Source organism: Micromonospora foliorum (assembly GCF_022229015.1).
In the GTDB taxonomy this organism is placed as follows: Bacteria; Actinomycetota; Actinomycetes; order Mycobacteriales; family Micromonosporaceae; genus Micromonospora; species Micromonospora foliorum.
Window position 1 is genome coordinate 1 of the sequence record NZ_JAKKFF010000586.1, and the last position, 16,646, is coordinate 16,646.

Annotated in this window: 18 protein-coding genes; 9 read left to right on the forward strand and 9 right to left on the reverse strand. The window is 71.9% G+C overall.

From position 1 onward, the window contains the following. Both PSH25_RS33415 and PSH25_RS33420 read right to left on the reverse strand, forming a co-directional pair. Nucleotides 1-936 (reverse strand): DNA polymerase domain-containing protein (locus PSH25_RS33415; RefSeq protein WP_238662853.1); only part of this gene is annotated, 936 nt, incomplete at its 3' end. Between the two features lie 31 nt (nucleotides 937-967). Further along, the gene (locus PSH25_RS33420) at nucleotides 968-2,452 is read right to left on the reverse strand and encodes an MFS transporter (RefSeq protein ID WP_238662854.1); all 1,485 of its coding nucleotides are present in this window, start codon (nucleotides 2,450-2,452) and stop codon (nucleotides 968-970) included. Nucleotides 2,453-2,527: 75 nt separating this feature from the next. Between PSH25_RS33420 and PSH25_RS33425 the strand changes: the two genes are divergently transcribed. The 3 genes from PSH25_RS33425 to PSH25_RS33435 all read left to right on the forward strand — a co-directional run bounded on the left by PSH25_RS33425 (nucleotide 2,528) and on the right by PSH25_RS33435 (nucleotide 5,876). Further along, on the forward strand, nucleotides 2,528-2,962 hold the full coding sequence (locus PSH25_RS33425) for a winged helix-turn-helix transcriptional regulator (RefSeq protein ID WP_238662855.1): 435 nt from the start codon (nucleotides 2,528-2,530) through the stop codon (nucleotides 2,960-2,962). 101 nt (nucleotides 2,963-3,063) lie between these two features. Beyond that, nucleotides 3,064-3,651 carry a TetR/AcrR family transcriptional regulator gene (locus PSH25_RS33430; protein WP_238662856.1) on the forward strand — a complete coding sequence of 196 codons (588 nt, stop codon included), beginning with the start codon at nucleotides 3,064-3,066 and terminating at the stop codon, nucleotides 3,649-3,651. Further along, nucleotides 3,651-5,876, forward strand: coding sequence for an MMPL family transporter (locus tag PSH25_RS33435; protein ID WP_238662857.1), 2,226 nt, complete (start codon nucleotides 3,651-3,653; stop codon nucleotides 5,874-5,876). The genes PSH25_RS33430 and PSH25_RS33435 overlap by 1 nt, the downstream gene beginning before the upstream one ends. Before the next feature lie 129 nt (nucleotides 5,877-6,005). Here PSH25_RS33435 and PSH25_RS33440 read toward each other — a convergent pair whose 3' ends face one another. After that, complete coding sequence (locus tag PSH25_RS33440) at nucleotides 6,006-7,262, reverse strand: erythromycin esterase family protein (protein ID WP_238662858.1); 1,257 nt, start codon at nucleotides 7,260-7,262, stop codon at nucleotides 6,006-6,008. 128 nt (nucleotides 7,263-7,390) lie between these two features. Here PSH25_RS33440 and PSH25_RS33445 point away from each other — a divergent pair, with 128 nt between their 5' ends. After that, complete coding sequence (locus PSH25_RS33445) at nucleotides 7,391-7,582, forward strand: DUF2795 domain-containing protein (RefSeq protein WP_124815096.1); 192 nt, start codon at nucleotides 7,391-7,393, stop codon at nucleotides 7,580-7,582. A gap of 155 nt (nucleotides 7,583-7,737) precedes the next feature. On the opposite strand, the gene PSH25_RS33450 is transcribed toward PSH25_RS33445, so the two are convergent. Then, nucleotides 7,738-8,652, reverse strand: coding sequence for a Gfo/Idh/MocA family protein (locus PSH25_RS33450; protein WP_238662859.1), 915 nt, complete (start codon nucleotides 8,650-8,652; stop codon nucleotides 7,738-7,740). A gap of 283 nt (nucleotides 8,653-8,935) precedes the next feature. Here PSH25_RS33450 and PSH25_RS33455 point away from each other — a divergent pair, with 283 nt between their 5' ends. The 3 genes from PSH25_RS33455 (at nucleotide 8,936) to PSH25_RS33465 (ending at nucleotide 10,214) form a co-directional block, all read left to right on the forward strand. Continuing rightward, nucleotides 8,936-9,295, forward strand: coding sequence for a cupin domain-containing protein (locus PSH25_RS33455; protein WP_238662860.1), 360 nt, complete (start codon nucleotides 8,936-8,938; stop codon nucleotides 9,293-9,295). A gap of 117 nt (nucleotides 9,296-9,412) precedes the next feature. After that, nucleotides 9,413-9,805, forward strand: coding sequence for a hypothetical protein (locus tag PSH25_RS33460; protein WP_238662861.1), 393 nt, complete (start codon nucleotides 9,413-9,415; stop codon nucleotides 9,803-9,805). After that, nucleotides 9,798-10,214, forward strand: a complete 417-nt coding sequence (locus PSH25_RS33465) for a hypothetical protein (RefSeq protein WP_238662862.1) — start codon at nucleotides 9,798-9,800, stop codon at nucleotides 10,212-10,214. The genes PSH25_RS33460 and PSH25_RS33465 overlap by 8 nt, the downstream gene beginning before the upstream one ends. A gap of 87 nt (nucleotides 10,215-10,301) precedes the next feature. Here PSH25_RS33465 and fabG read toward each other — a convergent pair whose 3' ends face one another. Together fabG and PSH25_RS33475 are read right to left on the reverse strand one after the other, a co-directional pair. Beyond that, the gene (fabG, locus tag PSH25_RS33470; RefSeq protein ID WP_238662863.1) at nucleotides 10,302-11,060 is read right to left on the reverse strand and encodes a 3-oxoacyl-ACP reductase FabG; all 759 of its coding nucleotides are present in this window, start codon (nucleotides 11,058-11,060) and stop codon (nucleotides 10,302-10,304) included. Between the two features lie 43 nt (nucleotides 11,061-11,103). Then, on the reverse strand, nucleotides 11,104-12,756 hold the full coding sequence (locus PSH25_RS33475) for an alpha-amylase family protein (protein WP_238662864.1): 1,653 nt from the start codon (nucleotides 12,754-12,756) through the stop codon (nucleotides 11,104-11,106). 78 nt (nucleotides 12,757-12,834) lie between these two features. On the opposite strand from PSH25_RS33475, the gene PSH25_RS33480 reads away from it, so the two are divergent. Both PSH25_RS33480 and PSH25_RS33485 read left to right on the forward strand, forming a co-directional pair. Then, nucleotides 12,835-13,449, forward strand: a complete 615-nt coding sequence (locus PSH25_RS33480) for a DUF1349 domain-containing protein (protein WP_238662865.1) — start codon at nucleotides 12,835-12,837, stop codon at nucleotides 13,447-13,449. Nucleotides 13,450-13,518: 69 nt separating this feature from the next. After that, entirely contained in the window at nucleotides 13,519-14,190 is a 672-nt protein-coding gene (locus PSH25_RS33485) for a DedA family protein (RefSeq protein WP_238662866.1), read from the forward strand. Between the two features lie 51 nt (nucleotides 14,191-14,241). On the opposite strand, the gene PSH25_RS33490 is transcribed toward PSH25_RS33485, so the two are convergent. The 3 genes from PSH25_RS33490 to PSH25_RS33500 all read right to left on the reverse strand — a co-directional run. Then, nucleotides 14,242-15,627 carry a chitinase gene (locus PSH25_RS33490; RefSeq protein WP_238662867.1) on the reverse strand — a complete coding sequence of 462 codons (1,386 nt, stop codon included), beginning with the start codon at nucleotides 15,625-15,627 and terminating at the stop codon, nucleotides 14,242-14,244. Between the two features lie 63 nt (nucleotides 15,628-15,690). Next, nucleotides 15,691-16,446 (reverse strand): YidC/Oxa1 family membrane protein insertase, encoded by a 756-nt coding sequence (locus PSH25_RS33495; protein WP_238662868.1) that lies wholly within the window; start codon nucleotides 16,444-16,446, stop codon nucleotides 15,691-15,693. A gap of 102 nt (nucleotides 16,447-16,548) precedes the next feature. After that, on the reverse strand, nucleotides 16,549-16,646 hold a 98-nt coding region (locus tag PSH25_RS33500), incomplete at its 5' end, for a DUF6412 domain-containing protein (RefSeq protein WP_274528318.1).

The window sequence follows — 16,646 nt, forward strand, 5'->3', positions numbered from 1 at the left end:
GGCCCGACGCTTGCCCTCGTGCATGGCCTGGACCCGGGCCACCGGGATGGTCCGGCCCTCGGCCACCAGGTCGGCGGGGAGCGACTGCGGGGCCGGCATCAGTGCGGCCCACGGGTCGCCGTCGGCGAGCAGGGCGGGCGCGGTCCGGATGGTGAAGTCGGCGGGGGTCACCTCGGTCAGGTCGGCCCAGGCGACCGGGAACGAGACAGGCATCCCGGGGCGCAGCCGGGGGCTGTACACGGCCGCGACGGTCGCCCCGCCCGCGCGGGTGGCGTCCACGAAGACCCGGCCACCCCGGTCCTCCTTGATGTACGCCGTGGTGGCCAGCGCCGGGTCGAGCCGCTCGGCGCGAACGGCGAGCGCCCGGGTGGCGGCGGCCAACTCCTCGGCCGTGGGTTCGTCGGTCACCGGGACGAAGACGTGCACGCCCTTGGCGCCGCTGGTCTTGACCGCACCGGCCAGGCCGGCGTCGGCGAGCGCCTGGCGGACCAGCAGGGCCGCGTCGACCGCCGCGCGGAACCCGTCGCCGTCCGGTGGGTCCAGGTCGAGGATCAGGTGGGTCGGGCGGTGCAGATCCGCCGTCGTGGCGAGTGTCGGGTGGTATTCCACCGCCCGCTGGTTGGCGAACCAGAGCAGGGTGCGGCGGTCGTCGCAGAGGGCGTACGAGATCTCCCGGTGCGACGCCTCGGCCCAGACCGGCGCCCGACGGACCCAGTCCGGGGTGTAGCGGGGCAGGTTCTTCTGCATGAACGGCGGCTGACCGGGACGGACCCGGATCACCGACAGCGGCCGACCCCGCAACTGCGGGAGGATCCGGTCCCGGACCGCGTCGAGGTAGTCGACCAGATCACGCTTCGTCGCGTCGTCGCGGTCGGACAGCGGCTGGTCCAGGTTGGTCAGGGCCACGCCGTCCCGGGTCTCGTCAGCCTCGCTCACCCGACCACCCTCCCGGCCCCGGTGCCGTCGGTCAACCGGACGCGGCGCTTCGGTACGGATCAATTCCGGCATCCGCTGCGGCCGGGCCCGACGTCTCGGCGACCGACGACGGCCCGGCCGAGCGTCGGGGCAGGGTGGTCAGCGCCACCAGCCACGCGGCGACCACGAGACCGGCGGCCACGGCGAACGCCGTCCGGTAGCCGCCGGCGAGCGCGGCGGTCTCGGCCCACCCGTCGGCCCGTAACCCGTCGCTGCGGGCGGCGGCCAGGGTGGCCAGCGCGGCCAGGCCGACCGCGCCGCCGACCTGTTGGGTGGTGTTGGCCAGGCCGGAGGCGAGACCGGCGTCCGTGTCGGTCGCGCCGGCCATCGCCAGGGTGGTGACCGCCGGCAGGGTCAGGCCGCCGGCCACCCCGAACACCAGCATCGCGGGGAGTACGTCCGCGACGTAGGCGCCGTCGGCGGGCAGCCGGGCGAGCAGGAGGAAGCCGACAGTCGCCAGGCCGAGCCCGACCAGCAGAACCATCCGGGCACCGAAGCGGGCGATCATCCGACCGGCCAGGCCGAGCGAGACCACGGCGATCACGACCGGGGTCGGCAGGAAGGCCCAGCCGGTCGCGGCGGCGTCCAGCCCCAGCACCAGTTGCAGTTCTACGGCGAGCAGGAACTGGAACCCGAAGTACGCGCAGACCATCAGGAACTGCACGGCGTTCGCCGCCACCAGACCCGGGACGCGCAGCACCCGGGACGGCACCAGCGGGGCCGCGGCCACCCGTTGGCGCAGCGCGAACCCGCCGAGCAGCAGCGCCGCGAGGGCCGTCGCACCGAGCGTCCGGGGGCTGGTCCAGCCGTGCTCCCCCGTTCCCACGATGGCCAACACGGCGGCCATCAGGCCGGCGGTGGCGAGCAGCGCGCCGGGCAGGTCCAGGCCGGCGCGCAGGCCGATCCCCTGTTCGGCCGGCAGCCGGCGGAGGGCCGCGATCAGGATGGCCGCCCCGATCGGCACGTTGACCAGGAAGATCGTCCGCCACCCGGCGGCCTGGGTGAGCACCCCGCCGGCGACGGTGCCGACCGACGCGCCGGCCGCGCCGGTGAAGCTGAAGACGGCGATGGCGCGGGCCCGTTCGGCGGCTTCGGGATAGAGCCGGACGATCATGCCGAGGCTGACCGCCATGGCCAAGGCGCCGCCGACGCCCTGCCCGAACCGCGCGCCCACCAGCAGGGCCGGCCCGGTGGCGACCGCGCAGGCCAGCGAGGCCAGGGTGAACAGCGCGACGCCGGCCAGGAAGACCCGCCGTCGGCCCAGCAGGTCGCCGAGCCGGCCGGCGAGCAGCAGCAGCCCGCCGAACGCGACCAGGTAGGCGTTCACCACCCAGGCCAGGCCGGCGGCGGTGAAGCCCAGGTCGCGTTGCACGGCGGGCAGCGCCACCGCGACGACGGTGCCATCCAGGATGATCATCAGACTGCCGGCGCAGAGCACCAGCAGCGCCGGCCAGCGGGACGGGACGACAGGCTCCACGAGAACCCTCCTTGGTGCATGGTTTGTTACCGAGGTCATCGTCTGTGACCATGAACCGGAGCGGAAGGAGGCACTTTGATGTCCCAGAGGAACAGCGATGTGTCCGCGCTGGTCGCGGCCGAGCTGACCTGCGCGGCCGAGAACGTGCCGTTCACCCCGGGTCAGGCTCGGGCGTGCACCGTCCGCGAGGTGCTCGACCGGGTCGGCGGCAAGTGGAGCATCGGCATCCTGGTGGCCGCCTCGCACGGGCCGGTGCGCTTCACCGAACTGGAGCGGCACATCGAGGGGATCAGCCGCCGGATGCTCACGCTCACGCTGCGCAACCTGGAACGGGACGGCCTGCTGCACCGCACGGTCTACCCGACCGTCCCGCCCAAGGTCGAATACACCGCCAGCCCGATGGCGCTGGAGCTCTACGAGTCACTGGTCGCGCTGACCAGCTGGGCCGAGCGGCACCGCCGGGCCATCGCCGAGGCACGGACCAGGTACGACGCCCAGCACGCCGGTTGAACCCGGCCGGGGTGTGGTGAACGCCACCGCTTCCGTCTGACCGATCGGTCAGGGTCTGACCGATCGGTCAGGCATGCTGGTCTGCGGGAGGTGGACCGGGCATGGTCAGAGCGGTACCCGACACGCACGGCGAGATCCTCGCCGCGGCGGCGCGGCAGTTCACGGTGACCGGCTACCGGGGCACCTCGCTGCAGGACATCGCCCGGGAGGTCGGCTGCTCCAAGGCCACCGTGCTCTACCACTTCGCCAACAAGGAAGCCCTGCTCGCCGAGCTGATGGCCCCCGCGATCGAGGTGCTCCGCAGCCTCGACGACCAGCTCAACGGCCTGACCGGAGCGGCCGCCCAGGAGGTCGCCGCGCAGGGCTTCGTCGACCTCGCGGTCCGGTTCCGGCAGGAGATCGCCGTACTGCGCGGCGAGTTCCCGGAGCTGCTGTGCCAGCCGGCCTTCGCGCACATCCAGCAGATCTCCGATCGGCTACGGGACGCGCTGGCCGGGCACTCCGACCGGCCGGGCGCCCGGATCGCCGCGCTGGTGCTGCTCGCCGGCATCTCCGAGGCGTGCGCCGAGTTCGTCGACATCCCCGACGACGAACTGCGCCCCGCCCTGCTCACCCTCGCCCGGCGGGCCGTCGAACCCGTCGACGCACCCCTGCCCCATCCACCCACGACCGAGGACAAGGACTGCTGATGGCCACCCTGCTCTACCGGCTCGGCCGGGGCGCGTTGCGCCGGCGACGACTCGTCGTCGCGCTCTGGCTCGTCGTACTCGTCGTCGCCGGCCTGGCCGCCGCGACCCTGCGCGGCCCGACGGCGAGCAACTTCACCATGCCCGGCACCGAGAGCCAGCGCGCGCTCGACCTGCTGGCCGACCAGTTCCCCGCGGCCAGCGGCGCCACCGGCACCATCGCGGTCAAGGCGCCCGCCGACGGCCAACTGGCCACCCCGCAGGGTCAGGCCGTGGTGCAGGAGCTGGTTCAGCAGGCATCGACACTGCCCGGGGTGGTCGGTGCGGTCAACCCGCTCCAGGTCGGCGCGGTCTCACCCAACGGCCGGTACGCGCTGGTCCAGGTCCAGTTCGCCACCGGCGGGGACGACGTGACCGACGCGCAGCGCACCGCGTACGAGCAGGTTGGCGCGGCGGCCAAGGCACAGGGCTGGCAGGTCGCCCCCGGCGGTGAGGTGCTCGGCGGCGAGCCGGAGATCGGCTCCACCGAGGCGCTCGGCGTCCTGGTCGCCGCGATCGTCCTGATCATCACGTTCGGTTCCCTGGTCGCCGCCGGCATGACGATGCTCAACGCGCTGATCGGCGTGGGCGCCGGCATGGCCGGACTGTTCGCGCTGAGCGGCGTCGTCCAGCTCACCAGCACCGCACCGATCCTGGCGCTGATGCTCGGTCTCGCGGTCGGCATCGACTACTCACTCTTCATCACCTCCCGGCACCGGCAGAACCTGCTCGACGGCCTGTCCCCGGAGGAGGCGGTCGGCCGGGCCGTGGGCACCGCCGGCTCCGCCGTGGTCTTCGCCGGTGCCACCGTGGTCATCGCCCTGGCCGGGCTCGCCGTGGTGGACATCCCGTTCCTCACCGTGATGGGTCTGGCCGCCGCCGGCACGGTCACCGTCGCCGTACTCGTCGCCATCACCCTCCAGCCGGCGCTGCTCGGCTTCGCCGGTCGCCGGGTGCTCCCCCGCCGGCTGCGCTCCGTTCCCACCGACGGCACCGCCGCTGACGAGGACGACACCGACGTCACCGACCGGCCGACCGCGCGGCCGACCACGACCGAAGAGCGCAACCGGTTCGGCTTCCGCTGGGCGCGACTGGTCACCCGGTTCCGCGTACCTGTCATCCTGGTCGGCCTGCTCGGCCTGGGGCTGCTCGCGCTGCCCACGCCGGACATGCGGCTGGCGCTGCCGGGCGCCGCGACGGCCGCCGTCGGCTCACCGGCCCGGGTGGCGAACGACCTGACCGTCGAGGGCTTCGGACCGGGCTTCACCGGCCGGCTCGCGGTGGTGGTCGCCGGTGACACGCCACAGGCCACCTCGGCCGCCGTGCCGCAGGTCACCGCCCTGCTCCAGCGCACCGAGAACGTCCTCGCGGTGGCACCGCCACAGCTCAGCCCGGACGGCCGGACCGCGCTGCTCGGCGTGGTGCCGAAGACCGGCCCGACCGACGAGGCCACCGAGACCCTGGTGCACGACATCCGTGGCGCGGTGAGCGGGATCCCCGACGCGGAGGTGCTGCTCACCGGCGTGACCGCCATCGGCATCGACGTCTCCGAGAAGCTCTCCGACGCGCTACCGATCTACCTGTTGCTGGTGGTCGGCCTCTCGGTGCTGCTGCTGATGCTGGTGTTCCGCTCACTGCTGGTGCCGGTCAAGGCAGCGCTGGGCTTCCTGCTCACCGTCGCCGCCACGTTCGGCATCACGGTGGCCGTCTTCCAGCAGGGGCACCTCGCCGACCTCGTCGGCCTGGACACGCCCGGCCCGCTGATCAGCTTCCTGCCGATCCTGCTCATCGGCATCCTGTTCGGGCTCGCCATGGACTACGAGGTGTTCCTGGTGTCCCGGATGCGGGAGGACTTCGTCCACGGTGAGACGGCCCGACAGGCCACCATCAGCGGCATGGGGCACGGCGCCCGGGTGGTCACGGCCGCCGCGCTGATCATGATCTCGGTCTTCGGGGGCTTCGTCTTCCTGGAGGACCCGGTGATCAAGTCGATGGGCTTCGCGCTCGCCGTCGGCGTCGCCATCGACGCGTTCGTGGTCCGGATGACCATCGTCCCGGCGGTGATGTCCCTCCTCGGCGACCGTGCCTGGTGGCTGCCCCGCTGGCTCGACCGCGCCCTGCCCAACGTGGACATCGAAGGCGAGGGCCTGCGCACCCACCTGGAGGAGCAGACCCCAGCCCGGGTCTGACCCCCTGTCCCACGCCCCACCCGGTCGATCATGGAGTTGTGGTGCCCGTCGTGCCCCGATCAGAGGCCTTCGTCCAGCACCACAACTCCGTGATCGACGCAGCCGACGGGATCGACGCAGCCGACGCGGTCAGACACCCGCCGGATAGGTCTCCATCTCACCGGGGAGCGCGGGCACCGGTAGCGGGTGCAGGGCCGTGGTGTCGTCGCACCAGATGAAGGCGTCGTACCGGTCGCCGAGCCGGGTGGGCACGTAGTTGCCCCAGGACTCGAACGACGGGTCGTAGACGACCCCGATCGCCCGGTGGTCCACGGTGTCGGTGACCCAGCCCGGCTGGTCGTCGCCACCGAAGATCAGCACCGCCCGCTCCGGCATCAGCTCGTGCAGCCGCCGCTCGATCGATCCCTCCCGGGCCGGGGGAACCACCATCGCCTCGGGCGGCGAACCCCAGCGGGGTGCCGCGATCGTCGTGCCCCGGTAGCTGCCGAAGCCGACCAGGGCCACCGCGTCCTCGCCGTGCCGCTCCCGGGCCAACTGACCAATGTTGACCATCCCGTCGGCGGCCATGTCGGTGGCCCGCGCGTCCCCGACGTGCGTGTTGTGCGCCCAGACGACACCCCGGGCGTCGGGGCCGTACCGGTCCAGCAGCCGGTCCAGGGTGTCCTGCATGTGGGTGTCGCGGATGTTCCACGAGTCCGGCCCCCCGGCCACCATCGCCCGGTAGTAGCGCTCGGCCCCGGCCACCACCTCCGCGTTCTGCCAGGCCGAGAAGCGGTCCGGGCCGTCGGAGAGGGCGTGTTCGCGGGTCCGGGCGAGCAACCGGACGACCTCCTCCTCGCAGCGGGCGGAGACGAACCGGCTGGCCGCGCCGTACTCCTCGACCCTCTTGCCGTACGGCTCGAAACACCGGTACGCGTCCTGCGCCGCCTCCAGCGACTTCGGGTCCTCCTCCCCCAGGTAGTCGAAGATCGCCTGCATCGACTCCCAGAGGCTGTACACGTCGAGCCCGTGGAACCCGGCCCGTTGCTCCTCCGGCCGCTCCACGTTCCAGGCGCGCAGCCAGCTGGTGAACCGGGCCACCTCGGCATTGGCCCACATCCAGGTCGGCCATCGCTCAAACTGGTGGAGCGCGAGCTGCGGTTCGAGGGCGCCGCCCGGGGCGGCCGTCACCGACCGGTGCACCCGATCACAGTCGGGCCAGTCACCCTCCACGGCGACGAAGGAGAAGCCGCACTCCGCGATCAGTCGGCGGGTGAGCTGCTCACGCAACCGGTAGTAGTCGTAACTGCCGTGGGTGGACTCACCGATCATCACCACCCGGGCGTTCCGGACGCGCTCCAGCAACGGGTCGAAATCGCTCGGCGCGCCGAGCCGCTGAACCAGCATGCCAGCGGCTACCCGGCCGCCGCTGCGGCAAACCGTGGGCGCGTCGCGGGCCGACACGCCGGCCGCCGGGCCGTCGTGGGTGCCACCCAGACCGGTGTACGACCACCGCGAGCGGGTAGCCGGCCGACATGACCGTCACCGGGGTTCAGTTGCAGGAGTACCTGGCCGGGCTCGACTACCCGGTCTCGCGGGAGGACCTGATCCGCTGGGGACAGGAGAACGGCGCCAGCACCGCAATGCTCCAAATGCTGCAAGCACTGCCACCCGACCAGTTCAACTCCCCAGACGAACTGAACGCCGCCCTAACCACCCCCACCTGACCCACCCAGCCCAGCCCAGCCCCGCCCCAGCCCCGGCCCCGGCCCAACCACCCGGTGATCAAGAAGTTTGCGTCATGCCGCGCGGCGTGTCGTGACGCGAACCTCTTGATCAACCCGGGCTGGTGGGGGTGGGGTGAGGGGGTTAGGGGAGGGGGTTAGGGGAGGGGGAGGGGGACGGGGATGGTGCGGGATTCGGTTCGGGCTGTTTCGGCGGCGGCGAGGATGGTGACGACCTCGCGGCCGAAGCGGACGTCGCAGCGGTGGTCCCGGGTGCCGGCCCGCACCTGCTCGACGAGCTGGTCGATGGCGACGCCGAACGCGGTGGCGGCGTCGTTCTCGCCGAACGGGACGTTCTCGATGCCGTTCTCGCCGTAGAAGACGAACTCCCGGGCCATCGACTCGGTCGGGGCGTCCAGGGAGAGCGAGGCGCTGCTCGTGGCGCCACCCTCGTGGGTGAGCAGCAGGTGCACCATCCCGTTCGGTCCGTCCATCGCCGCCACCTGCGTCACCCGGCCCAGCACCGGCAGGAGGATCGAGAGCGCGTGCGGGGCGATGTCCCAGAGCGCCCCGTGCTCCCGGCGCCACAATGAGCCGCCGTACGGGCTGCCGTCCTGGAAGATCGAGGCGAACGCGGTGGTCCGGCCGTGCTGCCAGCCCCCGGCGGCGGCGGTGGCGGCGAGGAACGCGGTCACGTTCGGCTGGAACCGCTGGGTGAAGAAGACGACCGAGGCGACCCCGGACTCGTCGGCGGCGGCCACCACGCGGTCGGCGTCGGCCACGCTGAGCGCCAGCGGCTTGTCCAGCAGCAGGTGCCGGCCGGCGCGGGCCGCCCGGACCGCGATGTCGGCCTGGATGTCCGGCGGCAGGGCGACGGCGACCGCCTCGCACTGCTCGATCAGCGCGTCGACGTCGGCGTACGCGGGCACCCCGTACCGTTCGGCCAGCGCGGAGGCCCGCTCCGGGTTGCGACCCCACACTCCGACCAACTCCGCGTCGGGATGTGCGTGCAGCGCCTTCCCGTGCGTCTCGATCGCCCAGTGACCGGTGCCGAACAAACCGAACCGCAGCACGTGTACCTCCGCTGTTTCCCGCACCGTGGCAACGCCACGGACGTGATCCACGCTAGTCGCCCCGGCGGTCATGACGGCGGCGGGTTCGACCAATCGAAGCAGCTCACCTCCGTTTCCGGGTCGGGTGGTGGAGCTACCCGTGCGGCCGGCCGTCGGTGCAGCGGCCCGCTCGTGGCCTGCCGGCACCGTCCGCGCCGCTCCCGGTAGCGCCAGGTCCGATTGCCGCCAGACACACCGGGTACGGCGAGGCAGTCTCGACGACATGCCGAGCACGAATCCAGCGATGACCAGCGGTCCAGTGACGACCAGCGGTGTCGCGACGTTTGAACACTGGTACGACTTCGCCGAGGGCGGCCCCGTGCACCGCGCGCTGCTGCCGTTTCCGTCGACAGCGCCCGCTCCGTTCGAGGTTGCCCGCTGGTCGGTGGCCCCGAACACGTCCAATGACCTCGACGTCCACCGGTCTCGTGAGGTGTGGATCATCGTGTCCGGAAGCGGAACCCTGACGTTCGCCGACCAGACGGTCGTCCTGGGGGCCGGAGACGTCGCGGCGTTCGACAGCAGGGTGCCGCACCAGATTCGGAACGACGGACCGGACCCGCTCCTCGCCGTCTCCGTCTACTGGCTGCAAGCAGGCGACTGATGCCCGTTCGAGAAGCGTGGGCACGGGCGCGAGTCACACCCGGAGAGGCAGGGCGCCCGTTTACTACGACGGTTAGTAGGCTGTGCCGGTGACCGAGGCAACGACCGGGTGGTGCCGGTGACCAGCGTGGGCGCCGACTCGCCGGTGGATGGGATCGTCGCGACGCTGTCGATCGTGCTGTCGCTGCTCGTGGCGGTGTGGGCGCTGGTGGCGGCGGTACGCCACCGGCCGCCGGACCGGGTGCAGTTCGTCGGTCTGGCCGTACTCGAAGTGGCGTTGCTGGTGTTGAGCGTGCTGGCGCTCGTCGCGGTCGGCGGCGGGGATCAGCCCGGCGAGCCCGGCGCCTTCTACGGCTACCTGGTCACGCTGGTGTGCCTGCCGCCACTGGCCTGGGTGCTGGCCCGGATGGAACCGACCCGCTGGGGCTCGGCGATCGTGTGCGCGGTCTGCCTGGTGGCCCCGGTGGTGGTGGTCCGGTTGCAGCAGACCTGGGAGGTGCTCGGTGGTTGAGACCCGACCGACCCAGCGGCGTACGAACTCCGGCCCGGGTCGGCTGCTGATCGCGGTCTACCTGCTCTTCGCCATCGCGGCGACGAGTCGGGCGGGTCTGCAACTCGCCACCAAGTTCGACGAGGCGCCGGTGGCGTACCTGCTCTCCGGGGTGGCCGCGCTCATCTACATCGTGGCGGCGGTGGGTTTGGCCCGCGCAGGGCACACCGGCCGACGGGTCGCGCTGGCGTGCTGCTCGGTGGAGCTGGTCGGGGTGGTCGCGGTCGGCATCCTGAGCCTGGTCGACAAGGAGCTCTTCCCGGACGAGACGGTCTGGTCGCAGTTCGGCAGCGGGTACGGCTACATCCCGCTGGTGCTGCCGGTGCTCGGCCTGATCTGGCTCTGGCGCACCCGCCGCGCACCCGCCTGACCCGCCGTACACCGGCCGCGCCGCCGCCTGAAACGGCGACGAGGGCGCCGCCGGCAGGTGCCGGAGCGCCCTCGTCGGGGGTACGGGTCAGTCCCGTGGGCCGCCCGCGACGTAGATGACCTGACCGGAGACGAAGCCGGCGCCCTCGCTCGCCAGGAACGAGATGGTGTGGGCGACGTCCTCCGGACGGCCCGGGCGACGGACCGGGATCTCGGCGGCGGCGTGCTTCTGGAAGTCGTCGAAGTCGACCTTCATGCGGGCGGCGGTGGCCGCGGTCATGTCGGTGACGATGAAGCCGGGTGCGACCGCGTTCACGGTCACCCCGAACGGGCCCAGCTCGATGGCGAGCGTCTTGGTGAAGCCCTGTAGACCGGCCTTGGCGGCGGCGTAGTTCGCCTGGCCCCGGTTGCCCAGCGCGGAGGTGCTGGAGAGGTTGACGATCCGCCCCCACTTCCGGTCCACCATGTGTTTCTGGGCGGCCTGGCTGAACAGGAACGCGCCGCGCAGGTGCACCCCCATCACCGTGTCCCAGTCAGCGTTGGTCATCTTGAACAGCAGGTTGTCGCGGAGCACGCCGGCGTTGTTGACCAGCACGGTGGGCGCGCCCAGCTCGGCGGCGACCCGGCTCACCGCCGCCTCGACCTGGTCCCGGTCGGACACGTCGGCGCCCACCCCGAGCGCCTGGCCACCGGCGGCGGCGATGGCGTCCACCGTCTCCTTGGTGGCCGCCTCCTCGATGTCGACCACGGCGACGGCCATTCCGTCGGCGGCCAGCCGTCGGGCGGTGGCCGCGCCGATGCCGCGTGCGGCTCCGGTGACGATGGCGACGCGGGGCTCCTCCGACATGATTACCTCCCGGTAACGTGGGGTCGATCGGAGGAGCTTAACGTCAACAGGCCGACCCTCGGCATAGGCGAATCCACCGGTATCCGTGACCGGAGACCTTCACCGCGCCGAGCTTGCCCAACTCTCCGTAGCCACGGTCGGCGAGCACGTCGATCGGCAGGTCGGCCTCCGGCTCGAGGCTGCTGAGGTCGACCTCGACGTCCTCGGTGCCCAGGTTGTGCACGAAGACCATCGTCCCGGTCGGCCCGTCGGCCCGGTGCGCGAGCACTCCGGCCGGCATCGCCACGTCGATGTGGGTCGTCGAGCCGGAGCCGACCTCCGGGGCCTCCCGCAGCGTACGGATCATGCGCTCGAACCAGGCGAGCAGCGACTTGGGGTCGCTCCGCTGGGCGGTGACGTTGACGTTCTGGTAGCCGAACTCACCCTTGTCGATCACCGGGCGGACGAGCTTCTCCGGGTCCGCCGTGGAGAAGCCGGCATTCGGCTGGTACGACCACTGCATCGGGGTACGGATCGCGTCCCGACCCCGCAGCGACAGGTCCTCGCCCATCCCGATCTCCTCGCCGTAGCGCAGCACCGGCGTGCCGCGCATGGAGAACTGGAGGGCGTACGCCAGCTCGACGCGCCGCCGGTCGTTGCCGAGCATCGGGGCGAGCCGGCGCCGGATGCCCCGGTCGTAGATGCGCATGTTCTCGTCCGGGCCGAACTGCGCGTACACCTGGTTGCGCTGTTCGGTCGTCAACCGGGACAGGTCGATCTCGTCGTGGTTGCGCAGGAAGGTGGCCCACTGCCCGCCGACCGGCAGCTTCGGGGTGTCGCGGAGCGCCTCGATCAGCGACTCCGGGTCCTCGCGGGCCAGGGCGAGCATGAGTCGACCGTTGAGCATGAAGTCGAAGAGCATGTGGATCCGGTTGCCGGAACCGCTGGCGTCGCCGAAGAACGTCGGTAGCTGGTCCGGCTCGACGTTCGCCTCGGCCAGCAGGACGGCGTCGCCGCGACGCCACTGGACGTGCTGGCGCATCTCGGTGAGGAACTCGAAGTCCTTCGGGGAGTTCGGGTTGCCCGGTTCGGTCAGCTCGATGATGAACGGCACCGCGTCCATCCGGAAACCGGAGACGCCGAGCTGGAGCCAGAACGACATGACCTTCTTGATCTCGGCCCGGACCTGCGGGTTGGCGAAGTTGAGGTCCGGCTGGAACTTGTAGAACCGGTGGTAGAACCATGCCTTGGCGGTCCGGTCGTAACTCCAGGTCTCGTCCTGCTCGCCGGGGAAGACCATGCCCTGGTGCCGGTCGTCCGGTTCGGTGTCGGACCAGACGAACCAGTCCCGGTACGGCGAGTCCGGCGAGGAACGCGCGGACTGGAACCACGGGTGCTCGTCGGAGGTGTGGTTGACCACCAGGTCGATGATCACGCGGATGCCCCGGTTCTGCGCCTGGTGCAGCAGCTCGGCGAAGTCGCCCAGTGTGCCGAAGCGCGGGTCCACGTTGTAGAAGTCGGTGGCGTCGTAGCCGTCGTCGCGGTTGGGCGACGGGTGGATCGGGTGCAGCCACAGGCAGGTCACCCCGAGCCGGGCCAGGTAGTCCAGCCTCCCGATCAGCCCACGGATGTCACCGACCCCGTCGCCGTCGGAGTCGGCGTACGTGTCGATGTCGAGGCAGTAGACGACGGCTTCGGAATACCAACGGTCACCCATGCCGAAGGAACATCTCCGAATGATCACCGCGGCAAACCCGTCCGGCGGCCGGGGGGCGGAGTTGGTTACCGTGCCGTCATGGAGAACGACCTCGTACCGCCGAGCGAACTGTTGGACTGGTCCCGGGGCACCTGGCTGCACCCGCCGGTACGCGTCGAGGAGGGCCCGGCCGGCGAGCTGGTCGTCGAGCCGGCCGCGGACAGCGACTTCTGGCGGCGGACCAGCTACGGCTTCGTCCACGACAACGGTCCGGCCCTGCTGGCGCCGCTGCCGGTGGGCGCCGCCATGGAGGTGAGCTTCCGGCTCGACTTCTCGGCGCAGTTCGACCAGGCCGGTGCGTACGTCCGCGTCGACGAGCGGACCTGGACCAAGGCCGGTGTCGAGATCAGCGACGGCGAGGTGCAGCTCGGCGCGGTGGTGACCCGGGAGTTCTCCGACTGGTCGGTGGGACCGGTGCCGGAGTGGGCGGGCCGGGAGGTGACCGTCCGGGTCAGCCGGGCCGGCGACGCGCTGACCGTCCGCGCCCGGGTCGACGACGAGCCGTGGCGACTGGTCCGGCTCGCCCCACTGGACCCGGCGGCCGACGCCGTCGCCGGCCCGTTCTGCTGCGCCCCGTCCCGCGCCGGTCTGACGGTGGTGTTCACCGGCTGGCGGCAGGGGCCGGCGGACACCGCGCTGCACCCGGAGCACTGACCGCAGGTGTAGGCCGGGCCCCGGTGGGTATGACCCTCCGATCCCCGACTGCCGACCGGAAGGACGACCATGGCGTACGCCCAGGCTGGCGACCCGTCCGAGTTCACCGGGTTGACCGGTTGGGTGGCCGGGGTGATCGAGGCGATGGGCCCGGTCGGCGTGGCGCTGCTGGTGGCACTGGAGAGCATCGTTCCGCCGATCCCCAGCGAGGTCGTGCTGGCGCTCGCCGGTTTCCTGGCCCACGAGGGCAAGTTCAACGTCTTCCTCGTGGTGCTGGCCGCGACCGTCGGCTCGCTGGTCGGCGCGTTGGTGCTCTACTGGCTGGGCGCGGCGCTCGGCGAGGATCGGCTCAAGCGCTGGCTGGACCACATCCCGTTGGTGGACAGCGACGACCTGGAGAAGGCCGACAAGTGGTTCGAGCGACACGGTCGGTGGGCGGTGCTGATCGGGCGGGTGGTGCCGGTGGTCCGCAGTCTGGTCTCCGTGCCGGCCGGGGCCAACCGGATGCCGCTGGGCGAGTTCATCCTGCTCACCACCATCGGCAGCGGGGTGTGGAACGGTCTCATCGTGGGGGCCGGTTACGCGCTCGGGAGCCGTTGGCAGGACGTCGAGCGCTACAGCGACTGGTTCAACTACGCGATCGTCGCGGTCTTCGTCGTCATGGTGGTCAGCTGGGTCATCCGTAAGGTCCGCAGGCGTCGGCGGCGCGACGACCGGCGGTCGGTGACCGCCGGTCGCTGATCCGCGTTGCCGCCCACCGCCGGCGCCCAGGACGGACGTCGGCGAGCACGGTCAGGGCAGGGTGTCCAGGTGTGGGCCCACCGTGTTGGCGAAGCCGTTGCCGTTGCTGACGTCCCAGTTCACCGACCAGGTCATCGCGCCACGGATGCCGGGGTAGGTGCGCGGCGGGCGGAAGCTCCCGCAGTTGGTGCCCCGGGCCAGGCAGTCCAGGGCGGCGTTCACCACGCTGGGCGCGACGATGCCGCCACCGGCCGCCCCCGCCCCGGCGGGCAGGCCGAGGCCGACCTGGTCGGGGCGGAGCCCGGCCTCCAACTGGATGCAGGCCAACGCGACGATGAAGTTCACCGTGCCCTGGCCGTACGCGGCGTTCTGGTCGCAGCCGAGCATCGCGCCGGAGTTGTAGTACTGGGTGTTGACGACGGTGAGGATGTCCTTGATGTCGAGCGCCAGCTTGAAGTAGCCGCCGGCCGGGTTCTGCATGTCGATGGTCTGCGGCGCCATCGCGATGATCAGCCCCGATCCGACCTTGGCCCGCAGCGCGCGCAGCGCCTGCGCCATGTTCGTCGGGTTGAGCCCGTTCTCCAGGTCGATGTCGATCCCGTCGAAGCCGTACCGGGCGATCAGCGCGGCGGCCGTGTCGGCGAACGCGGTGGCCGAGGCGGCGTTGTTCACGGTGACCCGGCCGGTCTCGCCGCCGACGGAGAGGATGACCCGCTTGCCCCGGCTGTGCAGGGTGCGGACGTCGGCGGTGAAGTCCGCGTCGGTGTAGCCGCCGAGCGCGGTGGCCAGTCCGGGGTCGACGCCGAAGGTGAGCGCGCCGGGGGTCGAGGTGGCCTCGGCGAAGGCGACCGCCACCAGGTCGTACTCAGCGGGGACGTCGCGTAGCCGCAACTCGACGGCGGGGTTGTCGAAGTTGTGCCAGTACCCGGTGAGCAGGTGCTTCGGCAGCCCGCCGGTGGGCGGGTCGGTCGGCGGCGGGCTGGTCGGCGGTGGCGTGGTCGGTGGTGGCGTGGTCGGCGGCGGCGTGGTGGGCGGGGTGCCGCCGCCGCAGGACGCGCCGTTGAGCTGGCAGCCGCTCGGCGAGCCGGAGCCGTTGGCCAGGAAGCCGAAGGAGACCGACGCGCCCGGGGCGATGGTGCCGTTCCAGGACCGGTTGGTGAAGGTGTGCCGCTGGCCGGCGGAGCTGAGCAACGCGTCCCAGTAGCTGCCGAGGGTGGTGCCGGACGGCAGGTCGAAGGCGAGGCTCCAGCCGTTGATGGTCGAGCTGCCCCCGTTGGTGATGGTGTACTTCCCCTCCCAGCCCGAGCCCCACTCGGCGGTCTTGACGAAGCTGGCGGTGGCCCCGGCGGCGTACGCGGGCAGCGCCACCCAGGCCGCGCCGAGTGTCGCCACGAGGGCGGCGACAAGGGACAGGACAAGGGATCTGGAGCGTTTCATGCGACCCTCCGGGCCCGGACGGGCATTTATGGACGTCAACCTTGGCGCTAATTATTAAGACAGTTAACTGTTTCTGTCCAGAGGGTGCGACGGAACCGCCTGTGGGCGGCGGAGCACCGCCTGCTCAAGGGCCGACCACACGCTCGTGGTCACCAGGTAGATCACCGCGGCGAGCGGCAGCACCAGCGCCACCAGCACCGTCGTGAACGGCAGCAGGGGCAGCAGCCGGCCGAGCGTGGCCGCCCCCGGCCCCTCGGTCGGCGTACCAGCCACCGTGCCCACCGCCGCCGACGCCCGGCGGGCCCGCCGCGACGACCACCAGGCCACCGCCAGCAACACCACCAGCAGTACGCCGAACAGCGGGCCGGCCGCGCCGGTCAGCCCGTCGCTGAGATGGTGACCCAGCGGCACGCCGGCCAACCGCTCGTCCAGCAACCCGGTGCCGCCCTCGCGGGTGCTGAACAACCGGTACAGCACCAGCAGGAACGGTGCCTGGAGGAGCAACGGCAGGCAGCCGGCGATCGGGTTCGCGCCGGCCTCGCGGTACAACGTGAACACCTCGCGCTGAAGCGTCGCCGGGTCGTCGGCGTACCGCTGCTGGAGGTCACGCACCTGTGGGGCGAGCGCCGCGCGGCGCCGCTCGCCGCGGACCTGCGCGACGGTCAGCGGCGAGATCAGCAGGCGGACGGCGATGGTGAAGAGCACGATGGCGGCGGCGGTCGCCGCACCGCCGGCCAGCGGTTCGAGCAGTTCGGTGAGCCAGGACAGCGCGCTGCCGGCGGCGCCGACAGCGTCGTGCAGAGGTGCGAAGGCAAGCATGGGAAACCCCTCGGTCCGATTCCGGTGAGGCCCTCCCCCGGGCGGCATGCGCTCGACGAGGGGGGCCGGTGACGGCGGGATCGGCCGCGCGGCGGCGGGGCGCTACGCGGCCGAGGGGTGGCCCGGAGCACGCGGACGAGGCCGACCGGCCGCATCCGGGTCGATCTGGCGGGGCATCCGGCGACTTCGGGAGCGGGCCC

Bases quoted from the DNA above. Each gene is read 5' to 3' on its own strand.
- PSH25_RS33490 (WP_238662867.1), bottom strand. From the start codon at position 15,627: ATGAAACGCTCCAGATCCCTTGTCCTGTCCCTTGTCGCCGCCCTCGTG.
- PSH25_RS33440 (WP_238662858.1), bottom strand. From the start codon at position 7,262: ATGCTGGTTCAGCGGCTCGGCGCGCCGAGCGATTTCGACCCGTTGCTG.
- fabG (WP_238662863.1), bottom strand. From the start codon at position 11,060: ATGTCGGAGGAGCCCCGCGTCGCCATCGTCACCGGAGCCGCACGCGGC.
- PSH25_RS33445 (WP_124815096.1), top strand. From the start codon at position 7,391: ATGACCGTCACCGGGGTTCAGTTGCAGGAGTACCTGGCCGGGCTCGAC.
- PSH25_RS33495 (WP_238662868.1), bottom strand. From the start codon at position 16,446: ATGCTTGCCTTCGCACCTCTGCACGACGCTGTCGGCGCCGCCGGCAGC.
- PSH25_RS33475 (WP_238662864.1), bottom strand. From the start codon at position 12,756: ATGGGTGACCGTTGGTATTCCGAAGCCGTCGTCTACTGCCTCGACATC.
- PSH25_RS33455 (WP_238662860.1), top strand. From the start codon at position 8,936: ATGACCAGCGGTCCAGTGACGACCAGCGGTGTCGCGACGTTTGAACAC.
- PSH25_RS33430 (WP_238662856.1), top strand. From the start codon at position 3,064: ATGGTCAGAGCGGTACCCGACACGCACGGCGAGATCCTCGCCGCGGCG.
- PSH25_RS33435 (WP_238662857.1), top strand. From the start codon at position 3,651: ATGGCCACCCTGCTCTACCGGCTCGGCCGGGGCGCGTTGCGCCGGCGA.
- PSH25_RS33485 (WP_238662866.1), top strand. From the start codon at position 13,519: ATGGCGTACGCCCAGGCTGGCGACCCGTCCGAGTTCACCGGGTTGACC.
- PSH25_RS33480 (WP_238662865.1), top strand. From the start codon at position 12,835: ATGGAGAACGACCTCGTACCGCCGAGCGAACTGTTGGACTGGTCCCGG.